Annotated in this window: 13 protein-coding genes; 6 read left to right on the top strand and 7 right to left on the bottom strand. The window is 61.0% G+C overall.

What is annotated here, in order from left to right; translation table 11 throughout:
* Positions 1–96: 96 nt before the first annotated feature.
* From glmS to ABIE33_RS26520, 3 genes are read left to right on the top strand one after another with little or no spacing between them, the layout of a single operon-like run.
* On the top strand, positions 97–1,923 hold the full coding sequence (gene glmS, locus ABIE33_RS26530) for a glutamine--fructose-6-phosphate transaminase (isomerizing) (protein ID WP_429130774.1): 1,827 nt from the start codon (positions 97–99) through the stop codon (positions 1,921–1,923).
* Positions 1,923–2,420, top strand: a complete 498-nt coding sequence (locus ABIE33_RS26525; protein ID WP_429130806.1) for a GNAT family N-acetyltransferase — start codon at positions 1,923–1,925, stop codon at positions 2,418–2,420. The genes glmS and ABIE33_RS26525 overlap by 1 nt, the downstream gene beginning before the upstream one ends.
* Positions 2,421–2,438: 18 nt before the next feature.
* Positions 2,439–3,131, top strand: a complete 693-nt coding sequence (locus tag ABIE33_RS26520; RefSeq protein ID WP_429130773.1) for a DUF502 domain-containing protein — start codon at positions 2,439–2,441, stop codon at positions 3,129–3,131.
* 60 nt (positions 3,132–3,191) lie between these two features.
* On the opposite strand, the gene recG is transcribed toward ABIE33_RS26520, so the two are convergent.
* On the bottom strand, positions 3,192–5,297 hold the full coding sequence (recG, locus tag ABIE33_RS26515) for an ATP-dependent DNA helicase RecG (RefSeq protein WP_429130772.1): 2,106 nt from the start codon (positions 5,295–5,297) through the stop codon (positions 3,192–3,194).
* A 117-nt stretch (positions 5,298–5,414) separates the two neighbouring features.
* On the opposite strand from recG, the gene ABIE33_RS26510 reads away from it, so the two are divergent.
* Entirely contained in the window at positions 5,415–5,720 is a 306-nt protein-coding gene (locus tag ABIE33_RS26510) for a succinate dehydrogenase assembly factor 2 (RefSeq protein WP_429130771.1), read from the top strand.
* 4 nt (positions 5,721–5,724) lie between these two features.
* Entirely contained in the window at positions 5,725–9,234 is a 3,510-nt protein-coding gene (gene mfd / locus ABIE33_RS26505; protein WP_429130770.1) for a transcription-repair coupling factor, read from the top strand.
* 94 nt (positions 9,235–9,328) lie between these two features.
* Here mfd and ABIE33_RS26500 read toward each other — a convergent pair whose 3' ends face one another.
* Positions 9,329–9,985: a DsbA family oxidoreductase gene (locus ABIE33_RS26500; protein ID WP_429130769.1), complete on the bottom strand. Its 657-nt coding sequence runs from the start codon at positions 9,983–9,985 to the stop codon at positions 9,329–9,331.
* Positions 9,986–10,178: 193 nt separating this feature from the next.
* Positions 10,179–11,993, bottom strand: a complete 1,815-nt coding sequence (locus tag ABIE33_RS26495) for an extracellular solute-binding protein (protein ID WP_429130768.1) — start codon at positions 11,991–11,993, stop codon at positions 10,179–10,181.
* A 271-nt stretch (positions 11,994–12,264) separates the two neighbouring features.
* Between ABIE33_RS26495 and ABIE33_RS26490 the strand changes: the two genes are divergently transcribed.
* Positions 12,265–12,894, top strand: a complete 630-nt coding sequence (locus tag ABIE33_RS26490; RefSeq protein ID WP_057209395.1) for an invasion associated locus B family protein — start codon at positions 12,265–12,267, stop codon at positions 12,892–12,894.
* Positions 12,895–12,978: 84 nt separating this feature from the next.
* Here ABIE33_RS26490 and hspQ read toward each other — a convergent pair whose 3' ends face one another.
* The 4 genes from hspQ to ABIE33_RS26470 all read right to left on the bottom strand — a co-directional run bounded on the left by hspQ (position 12,979) and on the right by ABIE33_RS26470 (position 15,490).
* A complete protein-coding gene (gene hspQ, locus ABIE33_RS26485) occupies positions 12,979–13,308 on the bottom strand; it encodes a heat shock protein HspQ (RefSeq protein WP_025427014.1) in 330 nt (109 codons plus the stop codon).
* 212 nt (positions 13,309–13,520) lie between these two features.
* On the bottom strand, positions 13,521–14,930 hold the full coding sequence (gene glnA / locus ABIE33_RS26480; RefSeq protein ID WP_429130767.1) for a type I glutamate--ammonia ligase: 1,410 nt from the start codon (positions 14,928–14,930) through the stop codon (positions 13,521–13,523).
* 66 nt (positions 14,931–14,996) lie between these two features.
* On the bottom strand, positions 14,997–15,335 hold the full coding sequence (locus tag ABIE33_RS26475) for a P-II family nitrogen regulator (protein WP_025427016.1): 339 nt from the start codon (positions 15,333–15,335) through the stop codon (positions 14,997–14,999).
* 26 nt (positions 15,336–15,361) lie between these two features.
* On the bottom strand, positions 15,362–15,490 hold the full coding sequence (locus ABIE33_RS26470; protein ID WP_429130766.1) for a hypothetical protein: 129 nt from the start codon (positions 15,488–15,490) through the stop codon (positions 15,362–15,364).
* Positions 15,491–15,577 lie beyond the last annotated feature (87 nt).

Below are 15,577 nucleotides of genomic sequence, written 5' to 3'. Positions count from 1 at the left end.
GTCCGGCAAATGCGTTACCAAGGCAACGCGCCGGGCGGGCCTTCCGCCCTGTCGATTGGGGCGTCGAAACGGCGCGGGACGAATTCGGAGACGACTATGTGCGGAATTGTTGGCATCGTTGGAAACCAGCCGGTCTCGGAGCGACTGGTCGATGCGTTGAAGCGCCTCGAATACCGCGGCTATGATTCGGCCGGCGTTGCGACGATCAATGCCGGTACGCTTGAGCGTCGCAGGGCGGAAGGCAAGTTGGTTAATCTGGAAGCCCGCCTGCGCGAGGAGCCGCTGGCCGGCATGATCGGCATCGCCCACACGCGCTGGGCGACGCACGGCGCGCCGACGGAGCGCAATGCCCATCCGCATTTCACCGACGGCGTTGCCGTGGTCCACAACGGCATCATCGAGAACTTCTCCGCGCTGAAGGACGAACTGATCGCCGACGGTGCGACGTTCGAGACCCAGACCGACACGGAAGTCGTCGCGCATCTCCTCGCAAAGTTCCGTCGCGACGGCCTCGGCCGGCGCGAGGCCATGCATGCGATGCTGAAGCGTGTCACCGGGGCATACGCCCTGGCGATACTGTTTCAGGACGATCCGTCGACGATCATGGCCGCCCGCAACGGACCGCCGCTGGCGATCGGCCACGGCAAGGGCGAGATGTTCCTGGGCTCCGACGCGATCGCGCTGTCGCCGTTTACCAACGAGATCACCTATCTGATCGACGGCGACTGGGCCGTGATCGGCGCCAACGGCGTCCATATCTTCGATCTTGCTGGCAATGCCGTCGATCGCCCGCGGCAGATCTCGATGGCGGCTGCGTATATGATCGACAAGGGCAACCACCGGCACTTCATGGAAAAGGAGATCTATGAGCAGCCGGAGGTGATCTCCCATGCGCTCGGCCACTATATCGATTTTGCCGAATACCGGGTGAAGGCAACGACGGCTTCGATCGATTTTGCCGGTGTGCCGAGTCTGGCGATCTCCGCCTGCGGCACCGCCTATCTCGCCGGTCTCGTCGGAAAATACTGGTTCGAGCGTTACGCCCGCCTGCCGGTCGAGATCGATGTCGCCTCCGAGTTCCGCTACCGCGAAATTCCGCTGTCGCCGCAATCGGCGGCACTGTTCATCTCGCAGTCCGGCGAAACCGCCGATACGCTGGCGTCGCTTCGATACTGCAAGGACCACGGTCTGACGATCGGCGCGGTCGTCAACACCCGCGAATCGACCATTGCGCGCGAATCCGATGCCGTGTTCCCGATCCTGGCCGGCCCCGAGATCGGCGTCGCCTCCACCAAGGCGTTTACCTGCCAGCTCGCGGTGCTTGCGGCCCTTTCGATTGGCGCTGGCCGCGCCCGTGGCACTGTCTCTGCCGATGAAGAACAGACGCTGGTTCGTCACCTGGCGGAAATGCCGCGTATCATGGGTCAGGTGCTGAACACGATCCAGCCGAAGATCGAGATGCTGTCGCGCGAACTCTCAAAGTGCCGTGACGTGCTTTACCTCGGCCGTGGCACCAGCTTCCCGCTGGCGATGGAAGGCGCGCTGAAGCTCAAGGAAATCTCCTACATCCACGCCGAAGGCTACGCCGCCGGTGAGCTGAAGCATGGCCCCATCGCGCTCATCGACGAAAACATGCCGGTCATCGTCATCGCCCCGCATGACCGCTTTTACGAGAAGACCGTGTCGAACATGCAGGAAGTGGCAGCCCGCGGCGGCCGGATCATCCTGATCACCGACGAAAAGGGGGCGGCCGCCTCGAAGCTCGAGACGATGGCGACGATCGTGCTGCCGAACGTCGACGAGATCATTGCGCCGATGATCTTTTCGCTGCCGATCCAGCTGCTTGCCTATCACACGGCCGTGTTCATGGGCACCGATGTCGACCAGCCCCGCAACCTCGCAAAGTCGGTGACGGTCGAATGATCACGATCCGGCTGGAAAGAGCGGGCGACGAACAGGCGATCCATGACGTGACGGCAGCCGCCTTCGAGGGGCATCCGCACAGCGACCAGAGCGAGCCCTTCATCATCGAACGCCTTCGGGATCTGGGCGCGTTAACGCTCTCGCTTGTGGCCGAAGATGAAGGCCATGTCATCGGCCATGTCGCCTTCTCGCCGGTGACGTTTACGCCGCCGGCAGCGGGTTGGTTCGGGCTTGGCCCCGTGGCCGTCTCGCCCGACCGTCAGGCAAAAGGGGTCGGCAGCCGGCTCATCCGCGAAGGGCTTGCAATGCTTGCCGCTGACGCGGCCTCGGGTTGTGTTGTTGTGGGCGATCCCGACTATTACCAAAAGTTCAGATTCCGAAACGAATCTTCACTTGTATTCCCTGGTTGTGCGCCGCAATATTTCATGGCGCTGGCCTTCTCCGGCGCGGTGCCGACAGGGACGGTTGCCTATCATCCGGCTTTCGGCACGGAGTGAGGTTTAAACGGAAGAGGCATGAGCGAAAATTCGAAGAGCGGCTATATTGCGACCCGGTTGCGGAACTATTTCCTGACGGGGCTGATCATCTGCGCGCCGCTGGCCATCACCGTCTGGTTGGTGCGGACCTTCATCGAGTGGGCCGATGGATGGGTGAAGCCCTATCTGCCGAATTTTTATAATCCGGATACCTATTCGCCTGTAGCCATTCCCGGCTTCGGGCTTTTGGTCGCGCTCATCGTCATCACGTTGGTCGGGTTCCTCACCGCCAACCTGGTCGGGCGGTCGATCGTCGCCTTCGGCGAATCTCTCGTCAGCCGGACTCCGCTCGTTCGCACCATCTACAAATCGCTGAAACAGATCTTCCAGACGGTGCTGCAGGAGCAGTCGTCCTCGTTCAAGAAGGCAGGCTTGATCGAGTATCCGAGCCCCGGCCTCTGGTCGCTGGTCTTCATCGCCACGGATGTCAAAGGCGAGGTCGCCGCCAAATTCTCCGAGCGTGGCATGGATATGGTGACCGTCTTCCTGCCACCGACACCAATCCCGACCGCTGGTTTCCTTTTGTTCGTACCCCGCGACAAGATCATCCCGCTTGAAATGAGCGCCGAGGATGCGGCCAAGCTCTTGATTTCCGGGGGGCTCGTCGCACCGGACTACGCGCCGCTCGCCAACGCTCCACCGCGCAAGATCGCCCAGCAGAAGACCGCCTGAGGTATTTGTTTTCAGGCATTTCCTGACTGAAAACCGCTTCCCACTTTTCCTGGAAATGCTCTAGCCGGCGCGCAGGAAGCGGATCGCTTCGTCGCGGCGGTGCAGATAGAGTAGGGTTCTCAGCGCCTCGCCGCGCGGCGATGTGAGGTCAGGGTCCCGCTCGATCATATAGGCCGCGTCCGTGCGGGCGATTTCGAGCAGATCGCCATGCGCTTCGAGGCTGGCGATACGAAAGCCAGGGGTGCCTGATTGGCGCGTTCCCAGCAACTCGCCTTCGCCGCGCAGTTTCAGGTCTTCCTCTGCGATCAGAAATCCGTCTTCGCTGTCGCGCAGGATCGAGAGCCGCGCGCGGCCGGTTTCACCGAGCGGGCTCTTGTAGAGCAGGATGCAGGTCGATGCTTCGTCACCACGACCGACCCGGCCGCGCAACTGGTGCAATTGCGCCAGGCCGAAGCGTTCCGCGTGTTCGATCACCATGATCGTGGCATCCGGCACGTCAACGCCGACTTCGACGACGGTGGTGGCGACGAGTAGTCGGATTTCACCGTTCTTGAAGGCAAGCATGACGGCGTCTTTTTCCGCACCGTTCATCCGGCCATGCACAAGGCCAACATCCCGACCGAAGCGCTTGGAGAGACCCTGATAACGTTCATCCGCCGACATGACGTCGATCGCTTCGGATTCTTCCACGAGCGGGCAGATCCAATAGGCTTTCTTGCCCTCCTTGAGCGCTGACGCGAGGCGGTCGACGATCTCGTCCGTCCGCTCGGTCGGAATGGTAACCGTCTGGATGGGTTTTCGCCCAGCCGGTTTTTCCGTCAGCTTGGAAACATCCATGTCGCCAAAGGCGGCGAGCACCAGAGTGCGGGGGATCGGCGTGGCTGTCATCACGAGCATATGTGGAGAAATGCCCTTGGCGGTCAGGCGCAGACGCTGGTGGACGCCGAAGCGATGCTGTTCGTCGACGACTGCCAGCGTCAGCCTGTCGTAATTGACGGTATCCTGGAACAGGGAGTGTGTGCCGACCACGATCCGCGTCTCGCCGGAGGCAATGCGCTCCAGGATCGCATCGCGTTCTTTGCCCTTGGTGCGCCCGGTCAGAACGTCCATGGCTATGCCTGCGGGAGCAGCCATCTTCGACAGCGTTGCAAAATGCTGCCGAGCGAGGATTTCGGTCGGGGCCATCAACACCGCCTGGCCGCCCGATTCGACCGCCGCCAGCATCGCCATCAGCGCAACCATTGTCTTGCCGGAGCCGACGTCGCCCTGCAGCAATCGCAACATCCGGTCGCTTCCGGCCATGTCCTTGAGGATGTCGGCAATCGCCGTGGACTGGCTCGCCGTGAGCGAGAAGGGCAGTGCGGCGGTGACAGGCCCGGAGAGCTTGCCCGTCGCATGCACGGGCGTACCCGCAACCTTGCGAAGGCGCTGGCGAACAAGGGCAAGGGAGAGTTGACCGGCCAGGAACTCATCATAGGCAAGACGGCGGCGCGCCGGCGCCTGCGGGTCGATGTCCGTGGCGTCGCGCGGCTCATGCAGGGCGCGGAAGCTGTCGGCTGCACTTTGAAAACCCTGCTTCGAAGCGAGTGTCTCGTCGATCCACTCGGGCATCTCTGGCACGCGGGCAACCGCCGCCTCGATCGATTTGCGCAGGATCCGGGCAGAGAGACCGGCCGTCAGGCCGTAGACGGGCTCGACGAGCGGCAGGTTGTCCGCCTCGCTTGCCTTGACCATATAGTCGGGGTGGACCATCGACGGCCGGCCATTGAACCAGTCGACCTTGCCGCTGACGATGACAGTTTCATCGACCGGCAGTGATTTTTCCAGCCAGTTGCCTTTGACGCGGAAGAAGGTGAGCGCCAGTTCACCGGTGTCGTCATGCAGGAAGATGCGGTAGGGCAGGTTCTGCTTGCCCGGTGGTGGCGGTTGATGGCGATCGACCCGGCCGGTGATCGTGACGACGACACCTTGCGGTGCATTCGCAATCCCCGGCTGCTGCCTTCGATCGATCAGCGAATGCGGCGCATGGAAAACCAGATCGACGACGCGGCAGTCTTCGATGCTTTCGCGGCCGAGAAGTCGGGCATACAGCTCGCCGATCTTCGGGCCGATGCCGGGCAAAGTATTGAGCGGTGAAAAGAGCGGGTCGAGCAGGGCAGGGCGCATGGCGATGAAATTGCGACGACAATTCGGGGTTTGGCAAGGCTGACAATCATCTATTCAGCGTTTATAGAGCGCAGTGACGACAAACCGTACCCCCGTGGACGGTAGGAAGGAATCCCCATGACTGGCATTTCACGCACCAGCGCCGATCTCGATCCGCGTCGCCGCCGGATCCTGTTTCGGGCTTGGCATCGCGGCATACGCGAAATGGACCTCATCCTGGGGCAGTTTGCAGAAGGCGAGCTTTCCGCCTTATCCGACATTGAACTGGACGAGCTGGAGATCATCATGGGCGAGGAAGACAACGATCTCGTCAAGTGGATCATCGGCGAAAAGCCGGTGCCTGAGCGCTACCAGACGCCGATGTTTACGCGCATCGCCGCCTATCGCCCCGATTTCGAGCGGCTCCCCGAAGAGATGAAGTAGATCGATGCTGGCTGGCCTTGACCCGAAGAAGATTGTCGCCGCGACCCGTGAAATCACGATTGGCCCGGTTCCATCCGGCGCCGAGGCGCTGGTGCTTGCTGACCTGGCCCGTGCCGGCACGCCGGTCGCCTACATTCTCTCGGACGGCCAGCGCATCGCCGATCTGGAGCAGGTTCTCGGCTTCGTCGCCCCCGATATTCCGGTCCTGACCCTGCCGGGCTGGGATTGCCTTCCCTATGACCGAGTGTCGCCGAGTGCCGATACGTCGGCGCGCAGGCTTGCGGCGCTGAGCGCCCTGATCGCCCACCGCAAGAAGCCGCATGCGGCGATCGTGCTGGTGACGGTCAATGCGGCCCTGCAGAAGATCTCGCCGCAGGGGGTGATCGAGAGCCTGGCGTTCTCCGCACGCCCCGGCAACCAGGTTCGCATGGATGATGTCGCGGCACGTCTGGAGCGCAACGGCTTCGAGCGCGTGGCGACCGTGCGCGAAGTCGGCGAATACGCCGTGCGCGGCGGCATCCTCGACGTCTTCGTTCCCGGCAGCGGCGATCCGCTCCGGCTTGACTTCTTCGGCGACACGCTCGAGACCATCCGCTCTTTCGATCCGGCCAGCCAGCGCACGACCGGCCAGGTTCGCTCGCTCGACCTCAATCCGATGAGCGAAGTGTCGCTGACGCCGGAAACGATCAGCCACTTCCGCACGCGATATCTGTCGCTCTTCGGTGCGACCACGCGAGATGATGCGCTCTACCAGGCCGTTTCCGAGGGGCGTCGCTATGCCGGCATGGAACATTGGCTGCCGCTCTTCTACGATCGCCTCGAGACCGTCTTCGACTATCTCGACGGTTTTCGCATCGTTACCGACCATCTGGCGCGGGAAGCCGCAGCCGAGCGTTCGAAACTCATTCTCGATTATTACGACGCACGCCACACGGCGGCATCGCCCGGCAAGTCGCTGGCCACACAGGGCACGCCCTATAAGCCCGTCCCGCCGGAGTTCCTGTATCTGAACGCAGAAGGATTTGCGGCGACGCTCACGCAACGCGGCGCCATCCGCCTCACGCCATTCAACGAGCAGGAAGGCGAGGCCCGACAGGTCGTCACCGTCGATGCGCGGCAAGGCGTGCGCTGGGCAAAGACGGCCGGCGAAGGCGAGGCGGAGAGCGATCGCGTCAACGTCTTCGATCAGGCGGTCAAATACATCGCCGAGAAGCGTTCCAAAGGCTTCAAGGTCGTCATATCGGGCTGGAGCGAGGGGTCTCTCGACCGCCTACTGCAGGTTCTCGTCGAACACGGTCTTGGCAACATTCGCCAGATCAAGGCGCTGGGCGACGTCAACGCGTTGAAGCCGGGCGAAGCCGCAGCGGCAGTTCTCAGCCTTGAAGCGGGTTTTGAAACGGGCGATCTTGTCGTTATCGGCGAGCAGGATATTCTTGGCGACCGTATGGTGCGCCGCTCCAAGCGTCGCAAGCGCGGTGCCGACTTCATTGCCGAGGTCGCGGGCCTTGATGAAGGCAGCTACGTCGTGCATGCCGAACACGGTATCGGCCGGTTCGTCGGACTGCGCACAATCGAGGCGGTCGGTGCGCCGCACGATTGCCTCGAACTCGTCTACGCCGACAACGCCAAGCTCTTTCTCCCGGTCGAGAACATCGAGCTCTTGTCGCGCTACGGTTCCGAGGGAACTGACGCGATCCTCGACAAGCTGGGCGGCGTCGCCTGGCAGGCCCGTAAGGCAAAACTGAAGAAGCGTCTGCTCGACATGGCGGGCGGCCTCATCCGCATCGCCGCCGAGCGCCACACCCGGCATGCACACGTGCTGGCGGCCCAGGATGGCGCCTATGACGAATTCGTCGCACGCTTCCCCTATGATGAAACCGAGGATCAGCTGAACTCGATCGACGCCGTGCGCGAAGATCTCGGCAGCGGCCGGCCGATGGACCGCCTTGTCTGCGGCGACGTCGGCTTCGGCAAGACGGAGGTCGCGCTGCGGGCAGCCTTCATTGCGGCAATGAACGGGGTTCAGGTCGCCGTCGTCGTGCCGACGACACTGCTTGCGCGGCAGCATTTCAAGACGTTCACCGAGCGTTTTCGTGGCCTGCCGATCCGCATTCAGCAGGCGTCGCGCCTTGTCGGCTCCAAGGAACTGGCGCTGACCAAGAAGGAAGTGGCTGATGGCAAGACCGACGTCGTGGTCGGCACCCATGCCCTGCTCGGAACGACGGTCAATTTCGCCAATCTCGGGCTGCTCATCATCGACGAGGAGCAGCATTTCGGCGTCAAGCACAAGGAACGGCTGAAGGAGCTGAAGTCGGATGTGCATGTGCTGACGCTGTCGGCGACACCGATCCCGCGCACGCTGCAACTGGCGTTGACCGGAGTGCGCGAACTGTCGCTGATCACGACGCCGCCCGTCGACCGCATGGCAGTGCGCACCTTCATTTCGCCGTTCGACGCTCTGGTGATCCGCGAGACCTTGATGCGGGAGCATTATCGCGGCGGCCAGAGCTTCTATGTCTGCCCACGCCTCAGCGACCTCTCGGAGATCCATGATTTCCTGAAATCCGATGTGCCGGAATTGAAGGTGGCCGTGGCCCATGGCCAGATGCCGGCGACGGAACTCGAAGACATCATGAACGCCTTCTATGAAGGGCAGTATGACGTGCTGCTGTCGACGACCATCGTCGAATCCGGTCTCGACGTGCCGACGGCCAATACCTTGATCGTCCATCGCGCCGACATGTTCGGCTTGGCACAGCTCTACCAGCTTCGCGGCCGTGTCGGCCGTTCAAAGGTGCGCGCCTTCGCGCTGTTCACGCTGCCGGTCAACAAGACGCTGACGGCAACGGCCGAGCGGCGGCTGAAGGTGCTGCAGTCGCTCGACACGCTCGGTGCCGGCTTCCAGCTGGCAAGTCATGACCTCGACATTCGTGGCGCCGGCAACCTGCTCGGCGAGGAACAGTCCGGCCACATCAAAGAAGTCGGCTTCGAACTCTATCAGCAGATGCTTGAGGAGGCGGTCGCCGAACTGAAGGGCGAGGAAGAAGTTCACGATACCGGCTGGTCGCCGCAAATCTCTGTTGGCACCCCGGTGATGATCCCGGAACATTATGTGCCGGATCTGCATCTGCGGCTCGGTCTCTACCGCCGCCTTGGCGAGCTGACGGACCTCAAGGAGATCGACGGTTTCGGCGCGGAGATGATCGACCGCTTCGGCCCGCTGCCTATCGAGGTGCAGCACCTGCTGAAGATCGTCTATATCAAGTCGCTCTGCCGGACGGCGAATGTCGAAAAGCTCGATGCCGGCCCGAAGGGTGTCGTCGTGCAGCTCCGCAACAAGGAGTTCCCGAACCCGGCAGCACTGGTCGGCTACATCGCCAAGCAGGGGACGCTGGCGAAGATCAGGCCGGATCACAGCATCTTCTTCCAGCGTGAACTGGTCACGCCGGAGAAGCGCCTCTCGGGCGCGGCGATGGTGATGACGCAGCTCGCAGGGTTGGCGAAACAGGTTTAATCGCCTTCGCGCCGCTGTTCCCTTGGCGGCGCGAGAGGACTTTCCATTGCTTTAGCTTTTCTGCGCTCCTTGAATCGCTTCCGATTTAAGGGAATCAAGCAGTGGCCTTCATCTGCGCGATTTCGCGAAGCGCGTTGCTGAGCACTTCGACCGATTGCGCACCCATGACGGCATATTGCCCGTCGAGGATGAAGCAGGGGACGCCGGTAACGCCCATCTCGCGCGCCATGCCGATCTCTTCTTTGACTGCATCCTTGTCGGCATCCGAGTTGAGGAGCGCTGCGATAACGGGCCGGTCGAGGCCAGCTTCGGTGGCGATGTCGAGCAGGACCGCCTGATCGCCGACATTGCGGCCTTCCTCGAAATTCGCCTTGAAGAGCAGGCTGACGACGGCCGATTGCGCCACTTCGCCATTGGTCGCCGCCCAGCGAATGAGCCGGTGCGCGTCGAGCGTATTGGGGCTGATCTTCACCGCATCGAAATCGAAGGCGATGCCATCGGCATTGCCGAGTGCGCTCAGCGTTTCATGCGCTCGATCGACCGCTGCCTGACCGCCGAGTTTGGCGGCAAGATGCTGCTTATGATCCACGCCATCAGGCGGAAGATCGGGATTGAGCTGGTAAGGACGCCACTGCACTGCGACCTGCAACTCCGAGCCGACATTGGCGATCGCCTGGTCGAGTCTCGCCTTGCCGAGATAGCACCACGGGCAGACGACGTCGGAGACGATATCTATGCTGACGGTTTGCATGATGTGGGGTGCCTTTCCTCTTGGATAAAGCTGCGAGATAAGCCGGTTCCATCAGGCTTTCAATGCGTTACCTACCGCATGTTTCCTTAAATCGCATTCGATTTATGGATGAGAACATGCAGCAATTCAAAGTGCTACGGCGACCTTTGCACGTCTGATAAGACGAGCGGCGGCGTAGAGGGAACCGACCCTTTTATTGGGCGTTCGCGTCCCACCAGGCGGGCAACTGGTAGCCATAGAGCGGCACGGTGGCCGGCCGGGCGATATGCTTGCGCCGTGCAACCCACTGGGCATCGAGATGGTAGAGCGGCACGAGGTAGGAATTGTTGACCAGCAACCTGTCATGGGCACGAACGGCGGCGGTGAAATCCTCGGTCGTTCTGGCCTGCAGGATGTTCTCGACCATCCGGTCGACGTCCTTGTCGGCAACGCCGGCAAAGTTGTCGCTTCCCTGGCGATCGCGCGACTGCGAGGTCCAGCGCCCGACCTGCTCAATGCCCGGCGAGAGCGTGGACGGGAAGGACTTGATGATGACGTCGTAGTCGAACGACTGGCTGCGTTGCTGATACTGCGAGTCGTCGACTGTGCGCACCGAGGCCTTGATGCCGAGCGGCGCCAGGAAGCGCTGGTAGGCAAGGGCGATCTTCTCCTGGCCGGCATTCTGGCTCATGATCTCGAACGCGAGCGGCGCGCCCTTGGCGTCGACCATCTTGCCGTCCTTGATCTGGTACCCGGCCTCGCGCAGCAGTGAAACGGCAACGCGCAGCACGTTGCGGTCGCGGCCGGAAGCATCCGTCACCGGCAGGCGGTAGGTGCCATCGAGGATTGCAGGGTTGATATGTTCGCGCGCATCGCCGATCAGCCCAAGTTCGCGGTCGTCAGCCGCAGCGCCGAGGAAGGAAAGCGCCGAGTTCTGCCAGTAACTCTGGGTGCGGGTGTAGGCGCTGTCGAACAGGTTCTTGTTGACCCACTCGAAGTCGAAGACGAGCGCCAGGCCTTGGCGGAGCTTGAGGTTGTCGAACATCGGCTTGCGGGTGTTGAAGACGATGCCGAGCATGCCCGAAGGCGTCTTCGGCGTGAACGTCTCCTTGACGACGTCGCCGGAGCGAACGGCCGGAAAATCGTAGCCTCGCGCCCATTTGGTGGCGCTACCCTCCGGGTAGATGTCGATTTCGCCCTTCTTGAAGGCTTCGAAGAGGGAATTTTCCTGCAGGAAATACTCGACGGAGATCTCGTCGTAGTTGTCGAAGCCGACCTTGGAAGGAAGGTTCTTTGCCCAGTAATCCGGGTTGCGGCGATAGACGATGCGTTCGCCCGGCTTTACCTCTGCAACGCGGTAGGGGCCCGAACCAAGCGGGGCTTTGAGTGTCGTCTGGTCGAAGCTTGCCACATCGGTTGCATGTTTCGGCAGGACCGGAGAAAGCCCAAGCAAGAGCGGCAGCTCGCGGTCGGCATCTTCAGTGAAGGTAAAGCGGACGCTGAGGTCGCCGACCTTCTCGAGTTTCGCCACCTTCGCCATGCGGTTGGCGAAGGGAATGCGGCCCTTGTCGCGCATCAGCTCAAAGGTGAAGATGACATCATCAGCCGTAACGGGCTGTCCGTCGGCCCAGCGCGCGCCCGGATTGATATTGAACTGAATGAACGTCCGGTCATCGTCCGATTCCACCGTCTGGGCGAGCAGGCCATACATCGTGAACGGCTCGTCGCGGGAGCGTTGCATCAGCGATTCGTAGACGAGATTGCCGTATTCCGGATCCCACATGCCGCGCGCCGTCGTGCGCATGCTCTTCAAAATGAAGGGATTGAGGCTGTCGAAGGTCCCGACCACACCGTAGGAAATCTTGCCGCCCTTCTTTACATCTGGGTTGACGTAGGGGAAGCTCTTGAAGTCCGCGGGCAGGGCAGGCTCGCCGTGCATTGAAATGGCGTGCACGGGAGCGGCCGTCGCGGCGCCACCGAATGCGGTTGCGGCCAACAGGATGGCCAGACCGGATAGAATTGTGCGCAACGTTATCTCCAGTGAAGTGGCATTTGGCCGATTCCCGGCACGTTACCAATGCCGATCGACAATTCCAACCGACGCTATACCCAAATTCCGGCGCGCAGGAGGTCAAAAAAAAGCAAGAAACACTGGATAAACCGTACAAGCCAATGTAACAGGTGTTTCCGGAAACGGGGTCATGCATTTGCCTTATTTGGCCAACAGGACAACGGCGGCTGACGATACTCACCTGCGGAACGAATTGTTCCGTTACCGGATTTCAGGAGACGGAATCACAATGATCTTCAAGTCGAACTTCACCAAACGTGCGGGACTGGCAACGCTGGCGCTTTCTGTAGCAGCTGCGGGCGTTCCGGGCGTTGCATCTGCCCAGCAGGCAGGTGGCAAGCCCCCGCAGGGTTGGTTCAAGGTTTGCACCAAGCAGGAAGACAACGATGTCTGCATCGTTCAGAACCTGCTGACGGCAAACAACGGCCAGCTCGTTACCGCAGTTGGCCTCATCACCGTAACCGGTAAGGTTAACCGCAAGGTTCTGCAGATCTCGGTGCCCTCCGCACGACTGATCCCGACTGGCGTCCAGATGCAGATCGATGGCGGCAAGCCGGTGAAGCTCGACTACGCCATCTGCATGCCGGATAAGTGCGTGGCCGAAGCCCCGCTGTCCGACCAGCTGATCGCAAGCCTGAAGAAGGGCAACGAGGTGGTCTTCACCTCCGTCAACTTCCAGCGCGCACCGAACCCGATCAAGATGGGCCTTGAAGGCTTTACCGGCATTTTCGACGGCGAGCCGATCGAACAGTCGCAGCTCGAAGAGCGTCAGCGCCTGCTGCAGGAAGAAATGCAGAAGAAGGCCGAAGACGCGCGCAAGAAGCTTGAGGACGCCCAGAAGGCGGCCAAGCAGAACTAAGCGCTTCGGCACTTCCGCGAATAAAAGAAACGCCCGGACGATGTCCGGGCGTTTTTCATTTGAGCGAGTGCCGACAGCGCTGTGCTAGTGGCGGAACGTCACCTTCGGCTTGTAGTGCCCGATGTCGTCCTTTTCGAACAGGGCATCGACCTGAGCGTGCCGTATCGGCCGATCGCTTTCGTCGGAAACCAGGTTCTGCTCGGAGACATAGGCGACATACTCGCTGTCGTCGTTCTCGGCGAACAGGTGGTAGAAGGGTTGATCCTTGCTTGGGCGGATCTCCTGCGGAATGGCATTCCACCATTCCTCGGTGTTTGCGTATTCCGGGTCGACGTCGAAGACGACGCCGCGGAACGGGAAAACCCGATGGCGAACCACCTGTCCGATCTCGAATTTCGCGTTTCTCTGTTTCATGACGCAACACATCCTTTCAAGGGATTATCTGGGTTGCCAAACCCAAAACATCAATAGGGTGTCATGCACGGCTTCGTGTACGCCTTCCTGGCCTTCCTGTCGCTTGCGGCAGCGCGCTTCTAAAAAACAAGCCGGCGGGGTCCCTTGAACCCCGCCGGCTTGTTGCGTCGTTTCGGGCCGGGTGCGGGCATCCGCCGTCCCGCTCGTCGGTCTTAGGCCGAGTAGTACATGTCGTACTCGACCGGGTGCGGGGTCATGTCGTAACGCATGACTTCCTGCATCTTCAATTCGATGAAGGAATCGATCTGATCGTCGTCGAAGACGCCGCCGGCGGTCAGGTACTTGCGATCCTTGTCGAGGCTTTCAAGCGCTTCGCGCAGCGAGCCGCAGACGGTCGGGATCTTCTTCAGTTCCTTCGGCGGCAAATCATAGAGGTCCTTGTCCATGGCCTTGCCCGGATGCAGCTTGTTCTTAATGCCATCGAGGCCGGCCATCAGCATTGCTGCGAAGGCGAGGTAAGGGTTGGCCGTCGGGTCCGGGAAGCGGACTTCGACACGCTTGGCCTTCGGATTGGTGCCGAACGGAATGCGGCACGAAGCCGAGCGGTTGCGGGCGGAGTAGGCCAGCAGAACCGGTGCTTCGTAGCCCGGGACGAGACGCTTGTAGGAGTTCGTCGACGGGTTGGTGAAGGCGTTGAGCGACTTCGCATGCTTGATGATGCCGCCGATGAAGTAGAGGCAGCTCTCCGACAGGCCGGCATATTCGTCGCCCGCGAAGGTCGGCTTGCCATCCTTCCAGATCGACAGGTGCACGTGCATGCCCGAGCCGTTGTCGCCGAAGATCGGCTTCGGCATGAAGGTTGCGGTCTTGCCATAGGCATTGGCGACCTGGTGCACGACGTACTTGTAGATCTGCATCTTGTCGGCGTTGCGAACCAGCGCGTCGAACTTGACGCCGAGTTCATGCTGGGCAGCGGCCACCTCATGGTGATGCTTTTCGACGGTCACGCCCATTTCGGACAGAACCGTCAGCATTTCAGAGCGCATGTCCTGGCAGCTGTCGATCGGCGGCACCGGGAAATAGCCGCCCTTGACGCGCGGACGGTGGCCAAGGTTGCCGGTCTCATAGTCGGTGTCGTCGTTGGACGGCAGTTCCGAGGAGTCGAGCTTGAAGCCGGTGTTGTACGGATCGGCCTTGTACTTGACGTCGTCGAAAACGAAGAACTCGGCTTCCGGGCCGACAAAGACGGTGTCGCCGATACCGGAGGCCTTGAGGTAGGCTTCGGCCTTCTTCGCCGTGCCGCGCGGGTCGCGGTTGTAGGCTTCGCCCGAAACCGGATCGAGAATGTCGCAGATGATGACCATCGTCGACTGCGCGAAGAACGGGTCCATATGCGCTGTTTCCGGATCGGGCATCAGCACCATGTCGGACTCGTTGATCGCCTTCCATCCGCCAATCGAGGAGCCGTCGAACATGACGCCGTCGGCGAACATGTCTTCGTCGACACAGACGACGTCCATCGTTACGTGCTGCAGCTTGCCCTTGGGGTCGGTAAAGCGCAGGTCGACGAACTTAACGTCGTTGTCCTTGATTTGCTTCAGAATATCGCTTGCAGTCGTCATTTTCCGTAATTCCCTGTGTGAGATGACGAGATTTGAAAAGTGGCAGGGCCGAGCGGCCCTTGAGGATCAGATGGCGTCGAGGCCGGTTTCGCCGGTACGAATTCGGATGACTTCCTCGATGTTGGAAACGAAAATCTTTCCGTCGCCAATCCGGCCGGTTTGTGCAGCATTGCGGATGGCTTCGATGACGGCCTCCGCGTTTTCGTCCGCCAGCACCACTTCGACCTTTACCTTCGGCAGGAAGTCCACGACGTATTCGGCGCCGCGATACAGCTCCGTGTGACCCTTCTGTCGACCGAAGCCTTTTGCTTCCGTGACGGTAATGCCCTGCAGGCCGACTTCCTGAAGGGCTTCCTTCACTTCGTCGAGCTTGAAGGGTTTTATGATCGCTTCGATCTTTTTCATGAGAAAATGTCTCTCCGCTTCTCCCTTTAAAGCAGGATCATGCCCGCTCGGCGCTCAATATGCACGTTGCATGCCAGTTTTTCTGCAAAATGATTGCCGTGTGGCAAAATTTCTTGCCGGTGAAGGGCGGCGGCTGCATTCCATGCCTTTGCCATCCGAGGATCTGCCTATTTTTTGTAAGTTTTCCACCGAAGTCATGGAATTTTCGGAGGTGACCTGGTCGTAGAAATCATCGAAGCACG

The organism is Ensifer sp. 4252 (assembly GCF_050434565.1).
In the GTDB taxonomy this organism is placed as follows: domain Bacteria; phylum Pseudomonadota; class Alphaproteobacteria; order Rhizobiales; family Rhizobiaceae; genus Ensifer.
The sequence above is the reverse complement of the archived record's forward strand: the minus strand, read 5'-3'. Positions and strand labels throughout refer to the sequence as shown.